A 21,927-nucleotide genomic window follows, 5' to 3' on the forward strand; every position below is an offset into this window, starting at 1 on the left:
AACCGTAGTTCTGTACTTATTTTGTACAGAGTAGCCCTGTTCGCCACTCTCCGTCTATGGAATTCCGGAAAAAGGGCGCCCGTTAACCGTAAAGGTTACACCGGGCGCTTGTTGTTGCGATAGTAGCGGAAGATTTCTTTCAGGGGGCGCTTGGGCTTGAAGCCGAACTCCCTGGCAAAGGCTCGCCCGTCAATCACCACCGGGTACTTGAAGAAAGCCAGCAGGTAGTGTGGGAAGCTTTTCAGGTTCAATAGCCGGGCAATGGTTTTCGGCACAATGGGTGGCACAGACAGAATCGGAATACGCTTGCAGCCGCACATCTTCAGGGCTTGCTGGTAGGCTACCCAATCGTGGGGCGCCACGTTGAATACGCCTTTAACCGGCTTTTGCCAGGCCAGCACGATGGCATCGGCCATGTCGTCAATATGGATGAACTGCATCATCGGCGAAAAACCTGCCAGCACCGGCGCCCGTTCACTGGAGAGCAGGGCGCTCATGGTGTTGCGTACACCCGGGCCGACGATGTTGCAGGGCCGCAGAATGGTGATGTTCAGCTCCGGATACCGCCACAGGTAGATGTTGGCCAGGTTTTCCAGTTCCACGGAATCCACCAGGTCTGCGCTCAGCCCGGCACTTTTCAGGGGTGCTGCCTCGTCAATCAGCGCCGGGTTGTAGGCCATGGCGCCATACACGTGGAAGGTGGAGAGGATAATCACCCGTTTGATGCCGTATTTGTGGGAGAGGTCCAGTAGCCTCTGGGTGCCCAGTACGTTGGCGTTGTAGCGGCGCATCCGGGTCAGTTCGCTGGTCATCAGCCGGCCCAGGTGGATAACGCCGTCAAACCGGTATTGCCGGAACAGGTCCTCGAAGCCGCGTTTGTTCAGGTCGATGCAGTAGCTGGGAATGTCATCGCCCAGGTACACCTGCTGCCGGAAGTCCACCGCGACAATGTCGCAGTTATCGCGCAGGCGGTTAATGACTTGCTGGGTGAGGGCGCCGGCTGCACCGGTAACAAGGATTCTGGGCTTGCGTTGTTCAGACATCAGAACAGCCCCTCCCGCTCGCTCAGGCCTTTGTCGATCAGTTTGCGGATTTCTGTCTTGACCGCTTCAACCCGTTCGGTCACCTGTACTTCCGGAATCTCGTTGTTGTCGAAGTACATGGGGTCGCCAAAGTTCAGGCGCACTTTCACCGGGAAGATCACCGGTAGCGCCACCGGTACGTAGGGCACGCCCAGCGCCTTGGCCAGGGGTTTGATGTTGGCAATGGCCGGAATGGTTTCTTCGCAGCCGACAACACCCACCGGCACAATCGGGGTGTTGTATTTCATCGCCAGGTGCATGAATCCGTTGCCAAAGCGTTTGAGCTGGTAGCGGTCCCGGTAGAGTTTGCCGGAGCCCCGAACCCCTTCAGGAAACACGATGACGGCTTCATCGTTCTCCAGCATCTTGGCGCAGTTGATGGGGTCGCCCAGTACAGCGCCCACATCGTTGAGCAGGTTGCCCAGCCATGGGACGGTCGGGAAGAAGCGCTCGATCATGGCTCTGGGGATGCGAGGCCGGTCCGGGCGGGAAGCCAGCGCATAGCCGATCAGCAGGCCGTCCAGGGGCAGCTGGCCGGAATGGTTGGCGATCAGCAATACCGGGCCTTCCGCTGGAACCTTCTCCACGCCGGAGGCCTCTACCCGAAAGTATTTCTCGTAGATTTGCCGGGTGAGGGTGAAGCCATACTTAACGGCATCGTTGTTGAATCCCCAGGGGTCGTAGCCAAGGCTGCCGATGGGTTTACGAATTCGGTTCAACTGTTCTTCCAGCTCCGCCGGAACCAGTCGGGATTTCAGATAAGATGCCAGGCCCATGCCCGCTCCCTGTGTTGACGATTACTTCTGGCCGTCAGCCGCGACCAATTACAACGCCAAGCGTGTGGCTTTGGCCCTCATTTAATACCCGGTAGTCGGTAGCTGCATTGGCCGTTTCGACACACACCATTTTTTGCCAGCCAGTGCCAGGAAAGTCAGAAAGTCTTAAGGCTTTCTCGGGGCCGGGGTTCCACACTACCGTGGAATCACTGCCAACAGATGTCAGTTTGCGTTTTCCCGCGGGGGTGACCAGGGTCAGTGGCTCTGCCGATTCGTAGATGCGATCGGTTTCACCGTCAAAATAAACCGGGCCTTCCTGTTCAAAGTAGTCCCAGTCTTTCAGGGTATCCATATATTGGCTGTGGCCCAGCCCCAGCAGCCGGGTGCGGCTGATGTCCGAGGTTGGCAGATAGGTGTGCAGGGCCTGGCTCAGGGACAGCGGGTCTTTGGATAGATTGGTGGTGGTCAGGGCAATCTGGCAGCCGCGGACTGAAAAGCTGAAGGTGATCAGCGCGAGAGCGTGGCCATCCCATTGGTCTGCGAAGTCGTCATTAGCATTCAGGGACAGGCTGATTTCCACTTCGTGGGCACTTTCCCGGACATCTTCCAGCCGCCAGAGGGCAGTGCGGGCGAAGCCATGGGCTGAGGGGGTATGCACCCGTTTGCGGATCTCCGGCGGGTTGCGGGCCGGGTCGCCAAACCAGGGCCAGCACACAGGAATGCCGCCGCGTATGGCACGGCCTGGTTCAAATCGGGCGGTATCACTCAGCCACAGCCAGTTGGTGTCGTCGTTTACGGCAAAGTGGGTGAGGTGCGCGCCCTGCAGAAACACCGTAGCGCTGAACACCGGATGATGAACCTCCAGGGCTTCCAGCTGGCCAATGGTCTTCCAGCGGGTGAACGACCATTGGCCCGGGGTGACGGATGCCGGCGGAGTGTGGCTGCTTTCAGGCATGGCGGGTGGTTTTTCCTTAAGTGTATCTTCTTATCCGCAGAGTAAATTAAATACGGCTTGCCGGCGAGTTTGACCCTACAATAGCCGGAAAATTCCGTGAGGCCCCTCCATGCATTCAGACACCGACCAGGCCATTATCATTCCGTTTCCGGATCCTGTGCTGGAACGTGCTGCCGATCAGCTTGAACAGGTTGCCGGTGACGAACTGATAAGCACCGTTACCGGGGCAGATGTTCAGCCAACGATTGATGACTTCTGGCTGGATGAGCTGGCGGATCGTTTGAGTGAATCGGCCTGGATGGAGCTGGACCTTACCCCCCGGTTGCCGGCTGGTTTGCTGGCGGCGTTACGCAACGAAGTGGGCATCCTGGATAAAACCGAGGTCATGAGCCGCGCCGGCATCGGCCGGGGCACGGACCTGGTGAAAGACCGCAGTGTGCGCCGCGATAAGATTGCCTGGCTGGATGGTTACAGTGAGCCGCAACGAATGTTGTTCGAGTGCTTCGAACAGATAAGGGAGGGGCTGAACCGGCGCCTGTATCTGGGGCTTAAGCGGTTTGAGGCCCATTACGCGACCTATCACTCCGGCGATTTCTATAAGCGCCACCTGGACAGCTTTCGTGGCCGTGCCTCCCGGGTGGTCAGCCTGGTGTTGTACCTGAACGAGGATTGGGGGCTGGAAGATGGCGGAGAACTGCGGGTGTTCGCAGCGGCCGATTCCGGGCAGATGGTCGGGCAGGTGCGTCCGGAAGCAGGCAGGGCGGTGCTGTTCCTGAGCGAGCAGGTACCCCATGAGGTTCTGCCGGCAAGGCGCACCCGTTACAGCATTGCCTGCTGGTTCCGGCAGGATGAAGTGCCATTACCGCTATAGGCCGTTGTAGTCCTGAAACCCTTCTGATACTATTCGCGCCGCTTTCGGGGAAATGTCCCGAAACGCCGTTATGGTGGCCCCATTGGTGCCTCCGCAACATGAAACCGTGAACCCGGTCAGGCCCGGAAGGGAGCAGCCGAAGCGGTGGATGTGTGTGCCGGGGGATTGCTGGTGGGGTCACCCCCAGATTTTCCCCTCGTTGTTCTTTCTTTCCGATTTTCTCTGTTTTCCGATATCGCTTTGTGATGTGCCTCACAGTTGGGCGCCATGTGGCCCTGTTGGCACTTATCCCTGTCTATAGTGTTTTTGGCATGCTGCCAACTCTGGTTCACGCCCTGGAGCGCACGGCCGGCATGGATTCATAGCCACGTCATCCTTCTTCTGAAACCGGGTCCATGCTAGAGTTAAGCGCATTTTTCACAGCAGTTGACGGAACATGAGCTATCAGGTTTTAGCCCGGAAATGGCGCCCCCGTACGTTTGAAGACATGGTTGGGCAGGAACACGTGCTGCAGGCACTTGTTCACGCACTGGAACACCAGCGCCTGCACCATGCGTATCTGTTCACCGGTACCCGGGGTGTTGGTAAAACCACCATTGGCCGCCTGCTGGCCCGGTGCCTTAACTGTGAAACCGGCATTACCCCGAACCCTTGCGGCGAATGTGACAGCTGTAAGGAGATCCTGGAAGGCCGGTTTGTCGATCTTATCGAAATCGACGCCGCATCCCGCACCGGCGTGGATGACATGCGCGAACTGACCGATAACGTTCAGTACGCACCCAGTCGTGGCAGGTTCAAGGTGTACCTCATCGACGAGGTGCACATGCTCACCAACCAGTCCTTCAACGCGTTTCTGAAAACCCTGGAAGAGCCGCCGGAGCACGTGAAGTTCCTGCTGGCCACCACCGACCCCCAGAAACTGCCGGTTACCGTGCTGTCCCGCTGTTTGCAGTTCAACCTCAAACGGATGACGCCGGAACACATTGTCGGCCACCTGAAACACGTGCTGACAGAAGAAACCATTCCTTTTGAAGAGCCGGCCCTGTGGCTGCTGGCCAGGGCAGCCGACGGCAGTATGCGGGATGCCCTGAGCCTGACCGACCAGGCCATCGCCTTCGGCAACGAGAACCTCAGCGCCAGCGATGTCAGTACTATGCTGGGTACCATCGACCAGCGGGACATCGAGCGGATAGTCAGTACCCTGGTAGAGCGGGACGGCCCTGGCTTGCTTGCGGAAATCAGCCGGATTTCGGAATTTGCGCCGGATTACGGGGTCATCCTGGCAGACCTGCTTTCCCTGTTCCATCGCGTGACTATGGAGCAGGTGGTGCCGGGCAGTGCCGATAACTCGCTGGGTGATGCCGCCCAGGTGCAGGCGCTGGCCAGGCAGCTGAGTGCCGAAGATGCCCAACTGTTCTACCAGACCGCCCTGATCGGCCGCAAAGACCTCGCGGTAACGCCAGACGCCCGCATGGGTTTTGAAATGACCATGCTGCGTATGCTCGCGTTCCGGCCAGGGGCTGACCGTCGTGAGCCGCCAGCAGTGACTTCCGGTAACACGGAAAACACCGGCCGCGCCGAACCGGAGCCTGACCCTGGCCCGGTATCGCCCCCGGTTGCGGAACATCCGCAACCTGAGCCGCCGCCCGTAGCGCCATCACCGCAACCGGAGCCGGAACCTGCGCCCGCACCGGAGCCTGCGGCAGAATCCATGCCGGAACCACCGGTTATGGATACCCCGCCCTGGGAGGATGAGCCGGAGCCCCCGTATTATGACGAAGTGGCCCCGGAACCACCGGTCGCGCAGGAGCCGGTCAGCGAACCGGAACCCCGTAGCCCGCAGCCGGTCGAAACACCGGAGGCTGTCACCGAACCGGATCCGGAGCCCGAAGCTGTGGCATCGGCCGAATCGGTTAACCCGGACGGCTTTGTCTGGGAACGTGACTACCGGCAGCTGGAAATCACCGGCATGCCCGGCAACCTGGCCAGCTACAGCGCCATGGCCATGGACGGGCAAACCGTGGTGCTTACCCTGGATGAAGGCCATGCCCGGCTGCTGAACGCGCGACACGAAGAAAAAATTGTGGCGGCCTTGAGATCCTACTTTGGCGACGCCACACAGTTAAAGATAGAGCAGGGCATTCCCGGGCCCCATACTCCGGCGGCATTTGAAGAGCGCCAGCGGGTCGCCCGGCAGAAAGCCGCAGAAGCTGCCATCCGGCAAGATCCGGTGGTGCATAGCATCGTTGAACGATTTGAAGGACGGGTGGTAGAAGAATCCATCCGCCCCGCAGAGACAGGCAGGAGATAAGCAGATGATGAACAATATGGGCGACCTGATGAAAAAGGCCCAGCAGATGCAAGAGCAGATGCAGAAGGCCCAGGAAGAAATCGCCAAGGCGGAAGTGACCGGAGAATCCGGCGCCGGGCTGGTGAAAGTTACCATGAACGGTCGACACGACGTCAAAAAGGTAGAGATCGATCCTTCCTTGCTGTCCGAAGACAAGGAAATCCTGGAAGACCTGCTGGCAGCCGCAGTGAACGATGCCGTTCGCCGGGTAGAGGCCAACCAGAAGGACAAAATGTCCGGCATGATGTCTGGCATGGGCATGCCGCCCGGCTTCAAGATGCCGTTCTGACGCCAGCCTGCCATCGGAATTGAGGAGTATTCATGGCATTCAGCCCCCTGGTTGATGAATTGGTGGAATCACTCCGGTGTTTACCCGGAGTAGGCCAGAAAACCGCCCAGCGTATGGCCTTTCATCTGCTGGAACGGGGACGTTCCGGCGGCACCCGGCTGGCCGGCGCCCTGAGCCAGGCTATGGACGGTGTGCGCCGCTGCGACAGCTGCCAGAACTTTTCCGATACCGACATCTGCCAGATCTGCGAAAAGCCCGAACGCCGCACCGGTACCCTGTGTGTGGTAGAGAGCCCGTCAGATCTTCTGGCTATCGAGCAGGCCGGTGACTACCGGGGCAGCTACTTTGTGTTGATGGGTCACTTGTCGCCCATCGATGGCGTCGGCCCGGAAGAAATCGGCATTGAACGTTTGCTCCGGCGGGTGCGCGAAGAAGGCGTTACCGAGCTGATCCTGGCCACCAACCCCACGGTGGAAGGTGAAGCCACAGCCCACTATATTGCCGACCGACTGGATGGCCAGAATATCCTCATTACCCGGCTGGCCCACGGTATTCCGGTGGGTGGCGAGCTGGGTTACGTCGACGGTTTTACCCTCACACACGCCTTCCGGGGCCGTAAACCCCTTTCCGAATAACTCCAGGTTTTCCTATGACAGATAGCCCATTGGCCGCACCGGTTCCCCCGGCCCCCGAGACTGTCCGCTGGCTCAGCAGCCCGGCGGAGCTTGATCAGTGGCTGGAGCAGCTGGCGCCCGGCGCGCCGGTGGCGCTGGATACTGAATTTGAACGGGTCTCCACCTTTTACCCCATCCCCGGCCTGGTGCAACTGGGCGGGCAAGGGGAGTACTGGCTGATAGACCCCGACGTAGCCGAAGGCTCGGCAGGGTTCCGCACTATGCTGGCAGACCCGGCTCGCCCGAAGCTGCTGTACGCCATGAGCGAAGACCTGGAACTGTTCCGCCACTGGCTGAACGTGGCACCGGCCGGGCTGCTGGACCTGCAAATTGGCGCCGCCATGGCCGGTGCCGGGTTCTCGCTCGGTTACGCGAAGCTGGTGGAAACCCTGTTCGGAGAAGCCCTCGACAAATCCGTTACCCGCTCAGACTGGGTGTCCCGCCCGCTGTCGCCGGAGCAACAGCGGTACGCTATAGACGACATCCGTTTTCTGGAGCCCCTGTACAACTGGGTGATTGAAAAGCTGAAGCAGCGGAATCTGGAACAGGCCCTGGCCGAGGAATCCCAGCGCTTTGCCGATGAAGCCGCAGGCCAGGAAGATCCGGAGCAGCATTACCTGAAACTGCGCGGTGGCTGGACTCTAACCCGGGAGCAGCAGGCTGTTTTGCGGTTGCTGGTGGTCTGGCGGGAGCGGGAATGCCAGAAGGTCGACCGCCCCCGAAACCGGGTGCTGAACGATGGCCTGCTGATTGCCATCGCCGAACGCCTGCCGGGTTCACTGAGAACGCTGAACGACATTCAGGGCGTTCCCGGCGGTATCGTAAAACGCTATGGCGAGCACCTGCTGGAACTTGTCCGCGAAGGCCGGGAAGCCGATAATGCCAAGCTCGAGCCAATCCCCCGGCCCCTGAGCCGGGACCAGCAAGCTGTCTATAAAAAGGTAAAGCGTTGCTTTAACAAGGTGGCGGAAGATCATGATATTCCGATAGAACTTCTGGCTCCCAGAAAGCGTATCGAAAAGGTGTTGCAAGACGGCACCCTGGCCGGAAATGAATTTTTTCAAGGCTGGCGAGGCGAATTGCTGGAGCCGGTAGAAACAGACATCGAGGAACTTCTCAGACCATGACAGACCGTGAATTCGTTTCGGTGTTTCGCAGCAGCAAGAAGATAGACACCTATATCTACGTACGCCGCGGCCAGGTTTGGGACGATCTGCCGGAAGCATTGCGGAGCATCTTCGGAAAGCCGGTCCATTCGATGGACCTGCTGCTGACACCGGACAAGAAACTGGCCCGCACGACCGGGAAAGAAGTCCTTGAAGCTATCCACGATAAATCCTTTTTCCTTCAGATGCCGGAAGAGCAGGAAACCTATATCGTCGATTTCAAGCGCAAGATCGAGCAGCGTCAAAAATGATTGCCGAGATTCCCTTCTGGCAGCGCAAGCGCCTGGATGAAATGACGCCGGCCGAATGGGAATCCCTGTGCGATGGCTGCGGCCTGTGCTGCCTGCAGAAGCTGGAAGATGAAGACACCGGCGAGGTGTACCATACCGACCTCGCGTGCCGGTATATGGACCTGGAAACCTGCCGCTGCACGGTTTACAGCGAGCGCCTGAAAAAGGTACCGGCGTGCACGGTGCTGACGCCGGACACGGTGAAAGAGTACCACTGGATGCCGCAAACCTGCGCTTATCGCACCCTGGCAGAAGGCCGGCCGCTGGCGGACTGGCACCCGCTGCGAAGCGGCGATCCGGATTCCGTGCACAGGGCCGGTGTTTCAGTACGGGGCAAGGTGGTTTCTGAAGACGCCGTTGCCGAACAAGACTGGGAAGAACATATCATTCACTGGATTTTGTAATGATCGATACTGACGCCTCACTGGCATACGGGATTTTCTGGGCGGCCTACGCCGTTGCGTTTGTCGTGTTTTTCTACATGATGAAAGCGCTGTTCCGCCTGCTGCCACTATACGGGCTGCGCACCTTGCTGCTGGCAGCACTGGTTGTGTTGCTGCTGACCCCCGTGGAATCACCGGAAGTGGCAGGCTGGTACATCCCGGCCTGGCTGTTTGCCGGCTACGAGCTGATTCTTGGTGACATCAGCGCGGCCGGTTCCGCCATATTCAACTTCACCGTGGCATCGCTGGTGATGCTGCTGGTGTGGATACTGGATCTCGTTCGCTACCGCCTGGTACGCAAATAATTTTCATAGAAACCAAACAGGACACAGACCCATGAAATTTACCGGTACCGAAAAATACGTAGCCACCGATGACCTGCAGATGGCTGTTAACGCAGCGATCGCGCTTCAGCGCCCGTTGCTGATCAAAGGCGAGCCCGGCACCGGCAAAACCCTGCTGGCGGAAGAAATGGCGGCGGCCCTGGGCATGCGCCTGATTCCCTGGCACATCAAGTCCACCACCAAGGCCCAGCAGGGCCTGTACGAGTACGACGCGGTCTCCCGCCTGCGGGATTCCCAGCTGGGCGATGAGAAGGTCAAAGACATTCGTAACTACATCGTCAAAGGCAAGCTGTGGGAAGCCTTTGAGGCCGACGACCAGGTGGTGCTGCTGATCGACGAAATCGACAAGGCCGACATCGAATTCCCGAACGACCTGCTGCTGGAACTCGACCGCATGGAGTTCTTCGTTTACGAAACCCAGGAGTTCGTCAAAGCGAAGAAACGCCCCATCGTGGTCATCACCAGTAACAACGAAAAAGAACTGCCAGACGCTTTCCTGCGCCGTTGCTTCTTCCACTACATCAGCTTCCCGGACCACGACACCATGCAGGAAATCGTGGACGTGCATTTCCCAGGGCTGCAGCAGCAAGTGGTGCGGGACGCGCTGGAAGTGTTCTTTGACGTGCGCAAGGTGCCCGGCCTGAAGAAAAAACCGTCTACCTCCGAGCTGATCGACTGGCTGAAGCTGCTGATGGCCGATGAACTGTCTGCCAAGGCGCTGCAGGAAAAAGATAGCAGTTCGGCACTGCCGCCGCTTTATGGTGCACTGGTTAAGAACGAGCAAGACGTGCACCTGCTGCAGAAGCTGGCGTTCATGGCGCGCCGCCGCAACTGATCTCTGGCAAGAGTTTCGCTTTATGTTGATCGACTTTTTTCTCGAAGTGCGCCGGGCCAAGGTTCCGGCCAGCCTGCGGGAATTCCTGGACCTGCTGGAAGCCCTCCAGCAGCGCCTGGCCTTTGCCGATATGGAAGAATTCTACTACCTTGCGCGAGTGTGTCTGGTGAAAGATGAGCGCCATTTCGACAAGTTCGACCGGGCGTTCAAGGCGTATTTCGAAGGCATCGAAAACCTGGATGACCTGCTCGAGGCACTGATTCCGGACGACTGGCTGCGGGCCGAGTTCGAGAAGCATTTGTCCGAGGAAGAGAAGGCGAAAATCGAATCCCTGGGCGGCCTCGAGGAGCTGATCGAAACCTTCAAGAAACGCATGGAAGAGCAGAAAGAACGCCATGCCGGTGGCAACAAGTGGATTGGAACGGGTGGCACCTCGCCATTCGGCGCCAACGGCTACAACCCCGAGGGTTTCCGCATCGGCCAGAAAGACGGTCGTCAGGGCAGGGCGGTTAAGGTCTGGGAAAAACGCGAATTCAAAGACCTGGACGACAGCATCACCCTGGGCATTCGCAACATCAAGGTGGCCCTGCGCCGGTTGCGTAAATTTGCTCGACAGGGGGCGGCCGATCAGCTGGATATGGATGACACCATCCGCTCCACCGCCCGTAACGCCGGCTACCTCGACCTGAAGATGGTTCCGGAGCGGCATAATGCCGTTAAAGTGCTGATTTTCTTCGATGTGGGTGGTTCCATGGACCCGCACATCCGGGTCTGCGAGGAGCTGTTCTCGGCGGCGCGGCTGGAATTCAAGCACATGGAGTATTTCTACTTTCACAACTTCGTGTACGAGAGTGTGTGGAAGAACAATATTCGTCGCATGAATGAAACCAGCAGCACCTGGGACATCCTTCACAAGTACACGCCGGACTACAAAGTGATCTTTGTGGGTGATGCCACCATGGCACCCTACGAGATTACCCACCCGGGCGGCTCCATCGAGCACTGGAACGAAGAAGCCGGTGCCACCTGGATGCAGCGGATTACCGAGCACTTCAACAAGGTGGTCTGGCTGAATCCGTTACCGGAGAGCTATTGGGGGACCGGAGGGTCGCTGGGGATTACCCGTCAGCTGGTGGAAGACCACATGTACCCGCTTACCATTGAAGGCCTGGAATCGGCCATGAAGCAGCTGAGCAAATAAAAAAAAAGCCGATGCGCGGTTAACGCATCGGCAAAAGCTCGGCATATTCAAGCGGGGGTTGCCCATTCAGCGCTCCCGCCCCTTCCGTTAAAGCAAGTCAGGGGCCAACCCTTTCCCTTCTGAAGCAAGATCAATAAGTTAACCGGAAAATCGCTGTCTGGTTAGTCCCTCAGCTCCCGTCATGTGTCAAATAAACCGACACTTTTGCTGTCTGACCCAAAATGCCATTTGGTGAATTGGATACCGTTCTTGGTTTGTAGCCGGTGTTACTCTTCCTTTCGAATTGTTACACAGCAGGATCAGCATGTTCGGCAGACAAAAATCACAACAGTGCCGGATACCCCCACGGAGCAGGGGGCTTTGGATATCCGGTCTTCCTGTTATGTTGATGATTGCAGCCATGGCCCAGGCCAGTGCTGCGGCCATCGACAATGCCATCAGTGGCCTGGAGGCTGAGGTCTCACGCCACGCTGCCAGCGTGCACACCCTTGAGAAACAGCTGCGCAAGACCATCGATACCCGCGTTGCGGTATCCCTCTCCCTCGCCAATCCGGAAGCACTGGATCTGGATTCTGTCGAACTGTTCCTGAATGGCCGGCCGGTTGGTAATCACCTCTTTACCCTTTCCGAGAGGGAATCCCTTGAAGCCGGCCGCAGCTACCCCCTGTTTACTGGCTATATGGCGGATGGCAACCATCAGCTGACCGCCGTTATCAACGCCAGGGCGGTGAACAAGCGGTTTGTCCGTCGTGAGGTGGTACACCCGTTCCGCAAAGTGTCGGGTGCGATGCAGCTGCAGATGAGCATCGACGCGACCGGGCCGGATTACGAGCCCCGGGTTAGCCTGGACAAACAGCCCTGGGCCGGGGCGACGCCCTCTGAAGCCGGGAATGCGGCTATTGCACGGCCCAACCGGCAAAAGGAATTACTGCAGGACGCCGAGCAGGCCCGGCAGCAGGGCAGGCTCGATAAGGCCGGTCAGATTCTGGCCGGGATGAAGGAAGGTTACCTGGCCGCAGTGGGTTACATGAACCTGGCGGCTGACTTTGCCGAGACCGACCTTGATCCGTCCCGGGCGCTGGTTGCCCTGCGGGTGGCTATGTCGATGGCGGCCCATGATACCGAGTCGGCACGCAGCCGTGATCTACTCGACCAGCTGCATCTGCGCGCCGGTTACCTGGCCCTGAATAACGAGGAATACGACAAGGCGTTGGGGTTTCTGGAAAAGGTCTCGCTCGACAGTTACCACGCTCCGAGAGCGCTTTACCTGCATGGCCTCGCTCTTTCCGGCAAGGAGAACCACCGGGGCGCCATGCAGAGCTGGCACCGGGCCAAGAAGTTCCCCCTGGCGTTTCCCGGTGTGGCGGAAGCCTGGATTGGCATGGGGCGGGGCTACGACATTGCCGGTTATCCCGGCCAGGCCGGGGAGTCCTGGCTGGCCGCCAACGTCGCCTTTGAAGGCGAGCGGACAACCCTTTCAAAGCTGGCAGGTGGCATTAAAAGCGATGGCGCCTATAAAACCCTGGTAACCGATGCCCGCGGCCCGCAGACCGAGTGGTTCCTTTCGGACAGCCGAACCCTGACCCAGCCACGCATGGCCTATTTGCTTCGTTTCCTGGAAAAAGCCGACACCCAGATCGCGGTACGCCGGGTAGCCGGGCTGGACGAGATGTCGGCCACCCTGGAGGAAAACCGGCACAACCTTGAAGTATTTGCGCAGGTCATCGAACACCACGGTGGCATGAACGATCTGCTGGTAGCGGCCCGGGAACTGGCCACCACTGGCCGGGCGCTTGGCCAGCAGGTTTTGCAAACCCGGCAGCAGGCGTCCGGCCAACTGGACGAACTGGCCCTGGCCTTTGTGGCCAACGAAGACCGGCGCATGGAACACGCCATAGACAGAACCGAACAACAAGTGGCGCACCTTTACGAATACCTGGCACTGGAAAAACTGGCCTATGAAGCCAGCGGGGAGAGCCCCCAATGACGCTAATGACCCCGATGGCCCCAACGAAAACCACCGCCCGGCTGAAGTTACGCACCTGCTTGCTGATGGCAGCGCTGGTATCGGCACCGGCTCTGGGCCAGGAATCCTTCCGGGTGGAGCTTGGTCGCGACGGCGAAACCCTGGGTGACATGCGCCCGGTGTTCCTGAAATTCGAAAGCCGGCCATTACCGGCCATTTCGCCTGCCGAAGTTGCTCGCCGCTACCAGAAGTTGTTCGAGAGTTCTGACGAACCTGAAGTGCGCATCGATGCCCTCAACCGCCTGAACAACATCCGTGACCGCTCCGGCCAGGAGGTGGGTTTTTCCGCCGAACAGGAGGCGGGTATCTACGAGGAAGTGCTGGAGAGCTATGAAGACATCCTGGCCAGGGGGTCTTTCTCCGGCCGGCTGGATGAACTCCTGTACCAGATGGCGAAAGCCCACGCGCTGACCGGCCAGCACCAGCAGTCCATCGACCGGCTTGAGCAGCTGATTGGCCTGTACCCGAAATCCCCGCTGGTGCCGGAAGCCCGGTTCCGGGTTGCTGAAGCCGACTTTTCCGCCGGTCGTTACCGGGAGGCCGAAGCGGGGTATCGCCAACTGCTGGATGGCGATGGTAAACAGGATATCGCCTCAAAAGCCCGCTACATGATGGGCTGGAGCCAGTTCAAGCAGGGGGCAGGTGCCTGGGATCGTGCGGTGAAATCGTTCATGGCGTTGCTGGATCAGCACCTGCCGGAGCCCGAACGGCTGCAGTCACCGCCGGCCGAGAGCCGGGACATGATCGAAGACAGCTTCCGTATCCTGGCGGTGATGGCGGCCCGCTCCGATAACGCGCGATCACTGGACCGCTGGCTTGCCGGGCGCAACCCGGCGCCCTGGGTTCCGATTCTCTATGACCGGCTGGCGGATCTGCACGCCCATGAGGGCCGCTACCAGCAGGCGGTGGCGGTCAATGAAGCCTTTGCGGCAGCCTATCCGGACAACGCCGCAGCATCGGATATGCTGGCCCAGAGCGTTGAATTCTGGCAGATGGCCGGAGATGCCGCGGCCGCCAGAGTCGCACGTTCCGATTATGTTACGCGCTTCGCTTCGGATGCGCGTTATACCGCCCTGAACGGCAACCAGAAGGCAAACTGGCGGGATTACAGCCGGTTCCTGGCCGACTATCACTACGCCGGCAAGCGCTGGAGCCAGTCGGCTGATTATTACGAATCCCTGGCGTTGCGAGCCGATAACACCGGCGAAATCCTGCACCTGGCCGGCGATTCAAGATTGCAGATGGGGCGCCTCGACCAGGCCCTGGCCAATTTCGAGAAAGCGGCCTACACGTATTCCCATGACCGCTCTGCGGAATCTGCCTGGGCGGCGATCAGCATTCTGCGTGGCAGGCTGGGCAACCGCTCCAAATCTGTTACCGGGGCACTGGCCAGCCTGAGTTCCGCCGAACAACGCTACACCAATGCCTTCGGGCCGGATGCCAGGCTGTCCGCTTTACGTGCCGATCTCGCCAATCGCTGGCTGGAAGCCGGCGACGGCCAGCAGGCGCTTCGGTATGCCCGCGCCACGCTGGACTGGCCACAAGCCAGCCCTCGGGAACAGTACGCCGCCTGGCTGGTTACGGCCCGGGTACGGCAGGGTGATGGCGACTATTCGCAGGCGGAGGCAGCCTGGCGCCAGGCGCTGCAACTGGTGCAGGCAACCCCTGAGGTGGCCGAGGCCCGGGATGATGAGCAAAAAATCCAGAACCAGTTGGCCACCGCAATATACCGGCAAGCAGAAACCGCAGCGGGCGCTGGCAAGACGGCATTGGCCGTTGCCAATTTCCAGCGAGTGGAAACCATCCTCCCTGGCTCGGAGATCGCCATCAAGGCCCGCTTCGATGCTGCCAACACCCTGCTGAAGGCTGCAGACTGGCAAACCGCCATTAATGAATTGCGCCGGTTCCGCCTCGATTTTCCTGAAGATGCCCTTACGGCTGAAACCAGTGAAAAGCTGGTCTACGCCTATCAACAATCCGGTCAGCCGGTGAAAGCCGCGGGCGAACTCATGGCCGCTGCCGGGTCTACGCCGGAGCCCTGGCCCATAAAGCTGCGTGCCGCAGCGCTGTACCACGAGGCGGGTGCTGAGCCGGAACGTAACGATCTTTACCAGCAGTGGCTGGCCGTTGCGCCTGAGCCCGCCGATGCGAAGGATCACCTGCAGCAGCAGACCATGCGTCAGCGCCTGATTGAGTCTGGCGTTGATGTTTCCAATCAGCAGAACATCCTGCTGGCCCGGGAAGACGCCAGTGAGTGGCACTCGGAAGAGGCCCTGCAATGGGCCGCAGATGCTGCGTTGGCGCTGGGCTCCGGTGCTGGTGAACGTTTCGCAGCCATTGCGTTGACTGCGCCCCTCGAAACCACCCTCGCCAGAAAGCAGCAAGCCATGGAGCAGGCGCAAACCTACCTGCTGCAAGCGGAGTCCTTTGCCGGTGAGGACGTGCAGTCCGAAGTCTTGTACCGGCGGGCAGAGCTCTACCGAACCCTGGCCAGTGACCTGATGGCATCAGAGGTGCCGGCCGAACTGAACGATATGGAAACCATGCAATACCAGATGCTGCTGGAGGAAGAAGCCTTCCCGCTGGAAGAGCGGGCCATGGAACTGCATGCCCGTAACCATCAGCGCATTACCAGGCAGGGCTATGACCAGTGGATCGCCCGCAGCCTGGAAGCGCTGGCAGGTATGCATCCGGGCCGTTACCAGCGAGAACTGCGATGGATGAGCTGGAACATGGAGGGTAACGACGATGCCTGAGTTCAGTATTCGCTGCCGCACGGTCGGTGTGCTGGTGGGCCTGGCCATGCTGGCGGGGTGTGCCGTTAATGCGCCTGTCTCCAAACAAGCGGAACCGGAGCCTGTACGTTCGCCGGAGCAGGCCCGGGAACTGGCCCGGCAGGGCATGCTCGCGCACCAGCAAGGCCAGACGTCGGTTGCCATTGAAGCATTACAAAAAGCCGTGGCGCTGGACCCGACCGACGCTGCGGCGGCCAACAACCTGGCCCTGCTGCTGAAGCAGCAAAACCGGTTTGAAGAAGCCGCCGGCGTGCTCAAAACCGCCATCCAGGCTAGCCCGGATGTGGCTGATCTCCATTACAACCTGGCAGTTATTTCAGAAATTTACCTGCTCGATCTTTCCGCTGCGCTTAGCCATTACCAGCGCTATACCGAGTTGGCCGCGGAGGAAGACAAGGCTGTCACCGGCTGGATGGCCGACCTTCAGAGGAGATTGCAATGAGCGCAGTAGTTCGTGCTGTCGCAACCGCCCTGATGCTGGTTTTTGCCCATGCCGCGTTGGCGCAAAGTGCCGACACAACCGAGGCCGAATCGCCGGAGCAGCCTGGCTTTGAGGTGGCCGGAATTTCCGCCAGTGGCGGCGAAGATGACCCCCGGGTGCTCTACATTTTGCCCTGGCAGGCACCCAGCCTGCCGCGCCGGCCTCGCGCTGAACTGAACCGGGAAGCCCCGGAACTGGATCAACCACTTTCAACCCGGACTCTGGAAAGCCATCGCCAGTTCCGGCAGACCCTGAACCCGCTGGTGCTGCAGCCCTTAACCGCAGCACCCGGCCAGACCCAACCGTGACACAGCAGTAAACGGAGAAACGCACCATGCTCGACACCATCATCCGATTCTTTCAGGAAGGCGGCCCATTCATGTACCCCATTGCGCTGGTTCTGGCGCTTGGCCTGGCCATAACACTGGAGCGCTTCATCTACCTGGGAGCAGTGCGGCGCAGAAACCGGCTCGCCTTTGAGCGGGGTATTCTGCCGGCCCTGCAAAAGCGGGATTTCAAGCGGGCCATGAAAGCTGCGTCTACCTCCGACAGCGCCATTGCTGCCGTGATGGGGGCCGGGATTTCCCGCCTGCTGTCCAACAGCCGCCGTGAAGACATCGAATACGCCATGGAAGAAGGCTTGATGGAAGTCTTGCCAAGGCTGGAAAAGCGCACCCAGTACCTGGCAACCCTGGCCAATGTCGCCACGCTGCTTGGCCTGCTTGGCACCATCATCGGCCTGATCGCCGCTTTTACCGCGGTTGCCGCGGCGGATCCGGCCCAGAAAGCCACCTTGTTGTCGGAAAGTATTTCCGTAGCCATGAACACCACCGCCTTTGGCCTGATCTCTGCCATTCCGCTGCTGCTGTTCCACGCCTTGCTGCAAACCCGCACCAATGAAATTGTCGACAGCTTCGAGATGGCCGGCGTGAAACTGCTGAATATCGTGTCCGACCCGGATGCACCGGTCGCTGCGTGAGCCCGCATCATAAAGCCAGGACAAACAGGAGTATGGCGATATGAGACGTCGACATCGCAGGCTTGAGGCCTCGGCGGACCTGGACATTACCGCGTTTCTGAACCTGATGATCGTCCTGGTTCCGGTATTGCTGCTGGGCATGGTGTTCACCCAGATCCGCATGATCGAGCTCAACTTCCCGGGCATGGAAGCGGGAGAGGCTCCACCGGCAGACCAGTTCCGGCTGGTGGTTACCGTGATTCCTGATGGGCTGGAAGTGGCCGACAGCGATCGCGGGCTGATCGAGGTGCTGCCGGCCAAAGAGCAGAATCAGGACTACGAGGGCTTGCGCACGGTGCTGCAGCAGATCAAGTCCCGGTTGCCGGATAAAACCGATGTGATCCTGGAAGTGGGGCCGGAGGTGGATTACCAGACCCTGGTGACCGTCATGGATACGGTGCGTTCCTATCCTGCGGTGGTGGCTGCCAGCGTGGTGGAAGCGGAGCTGTTTCCGGATGTTTCCCTGATGGATGCTGAAGAGGGCCGGACACTGGCCGCCCGGGCAGATGCGGCAAACGGGGAGGGCGCATGAAAACCTCCCGCAGAGCAAGGCTGCGCCAGCGTCATTACCGCAGGATGCACCGGGCCGGCGGCCTGAACCTGGTGTCGCTGATGGATATCTTCACCATTCTGGTGTTCTTCCTGATGGTGAATTCCTCTGATGTAAAAGTGATGCAGAACACCGCCGATGTGCCTTTACCGGTTTCCACTTCGGAGAAGGATGCCGTTGAGAACCTGACCATTCAGGTCAGCGGCCAGTCCATTTGGGTGCAGGGCCGGGAAGTCGCCCGGGTGGATACTATTGGCGCAAGTGATCTGCACGTGGCCGGATTGTCGGAAGAGCTGGCCTATCGTCGAAACCGCTGGAGCGAGGTGCCGGAACAGGGGCTGGAAGTCACCATTATGGCAGGCCGGGAGACCGACTACCGGTTGCTGCGAAAGATCATGAAAACCTGCGTAGACGAGCAGTTCCGCCAGGTACGGCTGGCCGTGGAAGCGGAGGTTCGCAATGGCTGAGCGTCAGCAGGTCGGAAGCACCCGTTTACCCTGGAGCCATGACCGGGCCGAAAGCATTCGCTTTGGCGTAATTGTGATCGTTATGCTAGCGGCATTCCTGGTGCCTGCGGTGATCATTCCGGGGCTGATCGTGCCCAAGTTGGAGCGGTCCGAGGCCGAAAAGGTGCCGCCCAGACTGGCCCGGCTGGTCGAAGCCCCGGCGCCGGTAGAACCGCCCGAGCCGGTCAAACCCGAACATGAACCCGAACCTGAGCCGGAGCCGGAGCCAGAACCGGTCGCAAACGTCGAAGAAGTGACGCCGCCGGAACCGGCTCCGCAGCCTCAGCCGGAACCTGCGAAACCGGGTGCAACCGTCGCGGATAAGCCTGCCCAGACTACCGAGCAAGCGAGGGAAACCGCCTCCCGTTCCGGCCTTTTTGCCATGAAAGACCGGCTGGCCGCCTTGACCCGGCCGGAACAAACGCCGGTACCGGTGGCACGGCAGGCCAATATCACCGGTGATGAATCTGATGTGGCGGAACCCGAGGTGAACCGGGAGCAAGCGTTAGCCGGCAGTGGTGGCGTGCAGGACAGTGACGCGCCAGTCAGGGAGGTGGCGGTTGCCGAACACCAGGTGAGTCAGGTGCAGGCACCGAAAGAAGAGGTACAGGTGGCCCGCACGAAGCCAGCTGCCAGGCCTTCGGTTGGCCAGCGTGCCATGAGCAATATCCGGCAGGTATTCGATGCCCAGAAGAGCGTGCTGTATTCGCTGTACCAGCGCGAGTTGCGGCAAGATCCGACCCTGGAAGGCAAGGTTACCCTGGAACTGGTTATCGAGCCGGATGGTAGCGTCTCGGCCTGCCAGGTGGTGGGCTCAGAGCTTGGTAACCCCGGCCTTGAGCAGCGCATCGCCATGCGGGTGCGGATGTTCAACTTCGGATCGGCGCAGGTAGAAACCCGGAAGGTTCAATTCCCGATTGAATTCCTTCCGGGCTGATCAGCGCCGGTTCAGCCTTCGATGGTAATCTTCGGCAGGCGGGGTTTCTGCAGGGAAATTTTCTCGGTAGGGGCGATCACCTTGGCTTCGCCGCTTACCACTTGCTGGTCGTTCTGGTTGCGCACATCGCAACCGAACACCACCCGGTTCTTCGGTTCCTTGGCCAGCACCGTGAGGGTGACGGTCAGGGTATCGTCCAGCTTCACCGGCCGCTTGAATGCCAGGCTTTGCTCCAGGTAGATCGTGCCCGGGCCCGGCATCACGGTCGCCAGTGCGGCAGAAATCAGGGAGCCACTCCACATGCCATGGGCAATGCGTTCCTTGAACATGGATTCAGCGGCAAATTCGGAGTCCAGGTGCACCGGGTTAACGTCTCCGGACACGGCCGCAAACAGCACCAGCTCGTCTTCGGTCAGGGTTCGGGTGAAGGTGGCAGAATCGCCTTCGTTCAGCTCGCTGTAGGTGATATTTTCCAGGGTATCGAGGGTGTCGCTCATCACAGGCTCCGGTGATTGGTGTTTCCAGCAAGGGGAGTGCTTTCGTTGCCCTGAAACCTACCTCATCGTTAACAAAACTGCTATTCTCTCCACCACTTTTTGAGGCTGATACTTTTGTAGGGTTGATTTTTTAATCAATTCGCGCCGTTCAGACAGGAGATGGTGATGGATTTCGAGCAGTTCTATCAAGACAAATACCCCGCCGGCATTCCCCGGGAGGTAGACCTTAAGAAATACAAGAACATGGTGGATGTCTTCGAGCAGGCCGTTAAGAAATACGGTGACCGCCCGGCATTCTCCGCAGTCGGCGCCACGCTGACCTACAAGGATCTTGATACCCAGAGCCGCAACTTTGCTGCGTGGCTTCAGAACAAAACCGACCTGAAACCCGGCGACCGCATCGCGGTACAGATGCCCAACGTTTCCCAGTACCCGGTTGTGGTTTTCGGTGCCATGCGTGCGGGCATGATCGTGGTGAACACCAACCCGCTGTATACCACTCGTGAAATGGAGCACCAGTTCAACGACTCCGGCGCCAAGGCCCTGGTGGTACTGGCCAACATGGCCGAGAACGCGGAGAAGGTGCTGCCTCATACCGGTATCGAGCATGTCATCATTACCGAAGTGGCCGACATGCATTCACCGCTCAAGCGCACCCTGATGAACGCTGCGGTTAAGTACCTGAAGAAAATGGTACCGCCGTTCAACATCCCCGGTGCCCACAAGCTGCCAGCCGTACTCAGCGCCGGTGCTCGCGAGAAGTTCACCCCGGTCGACATCAAGCTGGATGACCTGGCTGCACTGCAGTATACCGGCGGTACAACCGGCGTAGCCAAGGGTGCCATGCTGACCCACGCCAACCTGGTGGCTAACCTGACCCAGGTTCGCCCGATGCTGGAAGATCAGATTGAAGAAGGCAAGGAAGTGGTGATCGCACCGCTGCCCCTGTACCACATTTATTCCTTCACCCTGAACTGCGGCATCATGATGGAAGCCGGTGCCCACAACATCCTGATCCCGAACCCCCGTGATATCCCGGGCTTTGTGAAGGAGCTTCAGAAGCAGAAGTTCTCTGCCTTTATCGGCCTGAACACCCTGTTTGTCGCCCTGTGCAACAACGAAGAATTCCAGGACCTGGACTTCTCCGGCCTGAAGCTGACCGCCTCCGGTGGTATGGCCCTGACCAGCGACACGGCCAAGATGTGGGAGCGTGTGACCGGTTGTGAAATCAGCGAAGGTTACGGCATGACCGAAACCTCCCCGGTGGTTACCTTCAACCCCCGCAGCGCCATCCAGATTGGCACCATCGGCCTGCCGATTCCGTCTACCGTGATCAAGACCATTGATGACGACGGCAATGAAACCCCGGTTGGCGAACCTGGTGAGCTGTGCGTGAAAGGCCCGCAGGTAATGCGTGGTTACTGGCAGCGCCCGGATGACACCCAGAAGTCCTTCACTGAAGACGGTTACCTGAAAACCGGCGACATCGCGCTGATCCAGGAAGACGGCTACATCCGTATCGTCGACCGTAAAAAAGACATGATTATCGTGTCTGGCTTCAACGTGTTCCCGAACGAAATCGAAGACGTGGTAACCAGCCATCCGAAAGTGGTGGAGTGTGCTGCGGTTGGTATCCCGGATGCCAAGAGCGGCGAAGCCGTGAAGGTTTACGTGGTGCCCACCAAGGAAGGCGTTACCGCCAACGAGATCAAGGAATTCTGCCGCGAGCGCCTGACGGCGTACAAGGTGCCCAAGCACTTTGAATTCCGCGACGAACTGCCCAAGAGTAACGTGGGCAAGATCCTGCGCCGCGAACTGCGGGATGAAGCCAACGCCTGATT

The 21,927-nt window shown here is 59.4% G+C and carries 23 protein-coding genes and 1 other RNA gene; 20 read left to right on the forward strand and 4 right to left on the reverse strand.

Annotated elements, in window-relative coordinates:
- Positions 1-95: 95 nt before the first annotated feature.
- The 3 genes from AQ621_RS06730 to AQ621_RS06740 are packed head-to-tail and all read right to left on the reverse strand — an operon-like array spanning position 96 to position 2,813.
- Entirely contained in the window at positions 96-1,043 is a 948-nt protein-coding gene (locus AQ621_RS06730; protein ID WP_058340799.1) for an SDR family oxidoreductase, read from the reverse strand.
- Positions 1,043-1,858: a lysophospholipid acyltransferase family protein gene (locus AQ621_RS06735; protein WP_058340800.1), complete on the reverse strand. Its 816-nt coding sequence runs from the start codon at positions 1,856-1,858 to the stop codon at positions 1,043-1,045. The genes AQ621_RS06730 and AQ621_RS06735 overlap by 1 nt, the downstream gene beginning before the upstream one ends.
- Positions 1,859-1,892: 34 nt before the next feature.
- Positions 1,893-2,813, reverse strand: coding sequence for a D-hexose-6-phosphate mutarotase (locus tag AQ621_RS06740; RefSeq protein WP_058340801.1), 921 nt, complete (start codon positions 2,811-2,813; stop codon positions 1,893-1,895).
- Positions 2,814-2,922: 109 nt separating this feature from the next.
- Here AQ621_RS06740 and AQ621_RS06745 point away from each other — a divergent pair, with 109 nt between their 5' ends.
- The 19 genes from AQ621_RS06745 to AQ621_RS06830 all read left to right on the forward strand — a co-directional run bounded on the left by AQ621_RS06745 (position 2,923) and on the right by AQ621_RS06830 (position 19,589).
- Positions 2,923-3,684, forward strand: coding sequence for a 2OG-Fe(II) oxygenase (locus AQ621_RS06745; protein WP_058340802.1), 762 nt, complete (start codon positions 2,923-2,925; stop codon positions 3,682-3,684).
- A gap of 80 nt (positions 3,685-3,764) precedes the next feature.
- An RNA gene (ffs, locus tag AQ621_RS17265) (signal recognition particle sRNA small type) lies at positions 3,765-3,861 on the forward strand.
- Positions 3,862-4,120: 259 nt separating this feature from the next.
- Positions 4,121-5,995: a DNA polymerase III subunit gamma/tau gene (gene dnaX, locus AQ621_RS06750; RefSeq protein WP_058340803.1), complete on the forward strand. Its 1,875-nt coding sequence runs from the start codon at positions 4,121-4,123 to the stop codon at positions 5,993-5,995.
- Positions 5,996-5,999: 4 nt separating this feature from the next.
- Entirely contained in the window at positions 6,000-6,323 is a 324-nt protein-coding gene (locus AQ621_RS06755; protein WP_022989044.1) for a YbaB/EbfC family nucleoid-associated protein, read from the forward strand.
- Between the two features lie 32 nt (positions 6,324-6,355).
- Positions 6,356-6,958: a recombination mediator RecR gene (recR, locus tag AQ621_RS06760; protein WP_022989043.1), complete on the forward strand. Its 603-nt coding sequence runs from the start codon at positions 6,356-6,358 to the stop codon at positions 6,956-6,958.
- 14 nt (positions 6,959-6,972) lie between these two features.
- Positions 6,973-8,124: a ribonuclease D gene (locus AQ621_RS06765; protein WP_058340804.1), complete on the forward strand. Its 1,152-nt coding sequence runs from the start codon at positions 6,973-6,975 to the stop codon at positions 8,122-8,124.
- The gene (locus AQ621_RS06770) at positions 8,121-8,414 is read left to right on the forward strand and encodes a YcgL domain-containing protein (protein WP_058340805.1); all 294 of its coding nucleotides are present in this window, start codon (positions 8,121-8,123) and stop codon (positions 8,412-8,414) included. The genes AQ621_RS06765 and AQ621_RS06770 overlap by 4 nt, the downstream gene beginning before the upstream one ends.
- The gene (locus AQ621_RS06775; protein WP_058340806.1) at positions 8,411-8,857 is read left to right on the forward strand and encodes a YcgN family cysteine cluster protein; all 447 of its coding nucleotides are present in this window, start codon (positions 8,411-8,413) and stop codon (positions 8,855-8,857) included. The genes AQ621_RS06770 and AQ621_RS06775 overlap by 4 nt, the downstream gene beginning before the upstream one ends.
- Positions 8,857-9,201 carry a hypothetical protein gene (locus AQ621_RS06780; protein WP_022989039.1) on the forward strand — a complete coding sequence of 115 codons (345 nt, stop codon included), beginning with the start codon at positions 8,857-8,859 and terminating at the stop codon, positions 9,199-9,201. The genes AQ621_RS06775 and AQ621_RS06780 overlap by 1 nt, the downstream gene beginning before the upstream one ends.
- 31 nt (positions 9,202-9,232) lie before the next feature.
- Positions 9,233-10,075: an AAA family ATPase gene (locus AQ621_RS06785; protein WP_058340807.1), complete on the forward strand. Its 843-nt coding sequence runs from the start codon at positions 9,233-9,235 to the stop codon at positions 10,073-10,075.
- 22 nt (positions 10,076-10,097) lie between these two features.
- Positions 10,098-11,276, forward strand: a complete 1,179-nt coding sequence (locus tag AQ621_RS06790; protein ID WP_058340808.1) for a vWA domain-containing protein — start codon at positions 10,098-10,100, stop codon at positions 11,274-11,276.
- A gap of 382 nt (positions 11,277-11,658) precedes the next feature.
- Positions 11,659-13,263: a hypothetical protein gene (locus tag AQ621_RS17710; RefSeq protein ID WP_201785320.1), complete on the forward strand. Its 1,605-nt coding sequence runs from the start codon at positions 11,659-11,661 to the stop codon at positions 13,261-13,263.
- Entirely contained in the window at positions 13,260-16,058 is a 2,799-nt protein-coding gene (locus tag AQ621_RS06800) for a tetratricopeptide repeat protein (protein ID WP_227508258.1), read from the forward strand. Before AQ621_RS17710 ends, AQ621_RS06800 begins: the two co-directional genes overlap by 4 nt.
- Positions 16,051-16,539 carry a tetratricopeptide repeat protein gene (locus AQ621_RS06805; RefSeq protein ID WP_058340809.1) on the forward strand — a complete coding sequence of 163 codons (489 nt, stop codon included), beginning with the start codon at positions 16,051-16,053 and terminating at the stop codon, positions 16,537-16,539. The genes AQ621_RS06800 and AQ621_RS06805 overlap by 8 nt, the downstream gene beginning before the upstream one ends.
- Positions 16,536-16,886 (forward strand): hypothetical protein, encoded by a 351-nt coding sequence (locus AQ621_RS06810; RefSeq protein ID WP_058340810.1) that lies wholly within the window; start codon positions 16,536-16,538, stop codon positions 16,884-16,886. Before AQ621_RS06805 ends, AQ621_RS06810 begins: the two co-directional genes overlap by 4 nt.
- A 26-nt stretch (positions 16,887-16,912) precedes the next feature.
- Positions 16,913-17,557 (forward strand): MotA/TolQ/ExbB proton channel family protein, encoded by a 645-nt coding sequence (locus AQ621_RS06815; RefSeq protein ID WP_022989032.1) that lies wholly within the window; start codon positions 16,913-16,915, stop codon positions 17,555-17,557.
- A gap of 40 nt (positions 17,558-17,597) precedes the next feature.
- On the forward strand, positions 17,598-18,128 hold the full coding sequence (locus tag AQ621_RS06820) for an ExbD/TolR family protein (protein ID WP_058340811.1): 531 nt from the start codon (positions 17,598-17,600) through the stop codon (positions 18,126-18,128).
- Positions 18,125-18,613: an ExbD/TolR family protein gene (locus AQ621_RS06825; protein WP_058340812.1), complete on the forward strand. Its 489-nt coding sequence runs from the start codon at positions 18,125-18,127 to the stop codon at positions 18,611-18,613. The genes AQ621_RS06820 and AQ621_RS06825 overlap by 4 nt, the downstream gene beginning before the upstream one ends.
- A complete protein-coding gene (locus AQ621_RS06830) occupies positions 18,606-19,589 on the forward strand; it encodes an AgmX/PglI C-terminal domain-containing protein (RefSeq protein WP_058340813.1) in 984 nt (327 codons plus the stop codon). The genes AQ621_RS06825 and AQ621_RS06830 overlap by 8 nt, the downstream gene beginning before the upstream one ends.
- An 11-nt stretch (positions 19,590-19,600) precedes the next feature.
- Here the strand turns inward: AQ621_RS06830 and AQ621_RS06835 are convergent, their stop codons facing one another.
- The gene (locus AQ621_RS06835) at positions 19,601-20,086 is read right to left on the reverse strand and encodes a MaoC/PaaZ C-terminal domain-containing protein (protein WP_058340814.1); all 486 of its coding nucleotides are present in this window, start codon (positions 20,084-20,086) and stop codon (positions 19,601-19,603) included.
- A 165-nt stretch (positions 20,087-20,251) separates the two neighbouring features.
- Between AQ621_RS06835 and AQ621_RS06840 the strand changes: the two genes are divergently transcribed.
- On the forward strand, positions 20,252-21,925 hold the full coding sequence (locus AQ621_RS06840; protein ID WP_058340815.1) for a long-chain fatty acid--CoA ligase: 1,674 nt from the start codon (positions 20,252-20,254) through the stop codon (positions 21,923-21,925).
- Positions 21,926-21,927 lie beyond the last annotated feature (2 nt).

It is taken from the genome of Marinobacter sp. P4B1 (assembly GCF_001447135.1).
In the GTDB taxonomy this organism is placed as follows: domain Bacteria; phylum Pseudomonadota; class Gammaproteobacteria; order Pseudomonadales; family Oleiphilaceae; genus Marinobacter; species Marinobacter vinifirmus.

Coding starts and splice junctions, on each gene's coding strand:
- AQ621_RS06730 (WP_058340799.1), bottom strand. CDS start 1,043: ATGTCTGAACAACGCAAGCCCAGAATCCTTGTTACCGGTGCAGCCGGC.
- AQ621_RS06735 (WP_058340800.1), bottom strand. CDS start 1,858: ATGGGCCTGGCATCTTATCTGAAATCCCGACTGGTTCCGGCGGAGCTG.
- AQ621_RS06740 (WP_058340801.1), bottom strand. CDS start 2,813: ATGCCTGAAAGCAGCCACACTCCGCCGGCATCCGTCACCCCGGGCCAA.
- AQ621_RS06745 (WP_058340802.1), top strand. CDS start 2,923: ATGCATTCAGACACCGACCAGGCCATTATCATTCCGTTTCCGGATCCT.
- dnaX (WP_058340803.1), top strand. CDS start 4,121: ATGAGCTATCAGGTTTTAGCCCGGAAATGGCGCCCCCGTACGTTTGAA.
- AQ621_RS06755 (WP_022989044.1), top strand. CDS start 6,000: ATGATGAACAATATGGGCGACCTGATGAAAAAGGCCCAGCAGATGCAA.
- recR (WP_022989043.1), top strand. CDS start 6,356: ATGGCATTCAGCCCCCTGGTTGATGAATTGGTGGAATCACTCCGGTGT.
- AQ621_RS06765 (WP_058340804.1), top strand. CDS start 6,973: ATGACAGATAGCCCATTGGCCGCACCGGTTCCCCCGGCCCCCGAGACT.
- AQ621_RS06770 (WP_058340805.1), top strand. CDS start 8,121: ATGACAGACCGTGAATTCGTTTCGGTGTTTCGCAGCAGCAAGAAGATA.
- AQ621_RS06775 (WP_058340806.1), top strand. CDS start 8,411: ATGATTGCCGAGATTCCCTTCTGGCAGCGCAAGCGCCTGGATGAAATG.
- AQ621_RS06780 (WP_022989039.1), top strand. CDS start 8,857: ATGATCGATACTGACGCCTCACTGGCATACGGGATTTTCTGGGCGGCC.
- AQ621_RS06785 (WP_058340807.1), top strand. CDS start 9,233: ATGAAATTTACCGGTACCGAAAAATACGTAGCCACCGATGACCTGCAG.
- AQ621_RS06790 (WP_058340808.1), top strand. CDS start 10,098: ATGTTGATCGACTTTTTTCTCGAAGTGCGCCGGGCCAAGGTTCCGGCC.
- AQ621_RS17710 (WP_201785320.1), top strand. CDS start 11,659: ATGTTGATGATTGCAGCCATGGCCCAGGCCAGTGCTGCGGCCATCGAC.
- AQ621_RS06800 (WP_227508258.1), top strand. CDS start 13,260: ATGACGCTAATGACCCCGATGGCCCCAACGAAAACCACCGCCCGGCTG.
- AQ621_RS06805 (WP_058340809.1), top strand. CDS start 16,051: ATGCCTGAGTTCAGTATTCGCTGCCGCACGGTCGGTGTGCTGGTGGGC.
- AQ621_RS06810 (WP_058340810.1), top strand. CDS start 16,536: ATGAGCGCAGTAGTTCGTGCTGTCGCAACCGCCCTGATGCTGGTTTTT.
- AQ621_RS06815 (WP_022989032.1), top strand. CDS start 16,913: ATGCTCGACACCATCATCCGATTCTTTCAGGAAGGCGGCCCATTCATG.
- AQ621_RS06820 (WP_058340811.1), top strand. CDS start 17,598: ATGAGACGTCGACATCGCAGGCTTGAGGCCTCGGCGGACCTGGACATT.
- AQ621_RS06825 (WP_058340812.1), top strand. CDS start 18,125: ATGAAAACCTCCCGCAGAGCAAGGCTGCGCCAGCGTCATTACCGCAGG.
- AQ621_RS06830 (WP_058340813.1), top strand. CDS start 18,606: ATGGCTGAGCGTCAGCAGGTCGGAAGCACCCGTTTACCCTGGAGCCAT.
- AQ621_RS06835 (WP_058340814.1), bottom strand. CDS start 20,086: ATGAGCGACACCCTCGATACCCTGGAAAATATCACCTACAGCGAGCTG.
- AQ621_RS06840 (WP_058340815.1), top strand. CDS start 20,252: ATGGATTTCGAGCAGTTCTATCAAGACAAATACCCCGCCGGCATTCCC.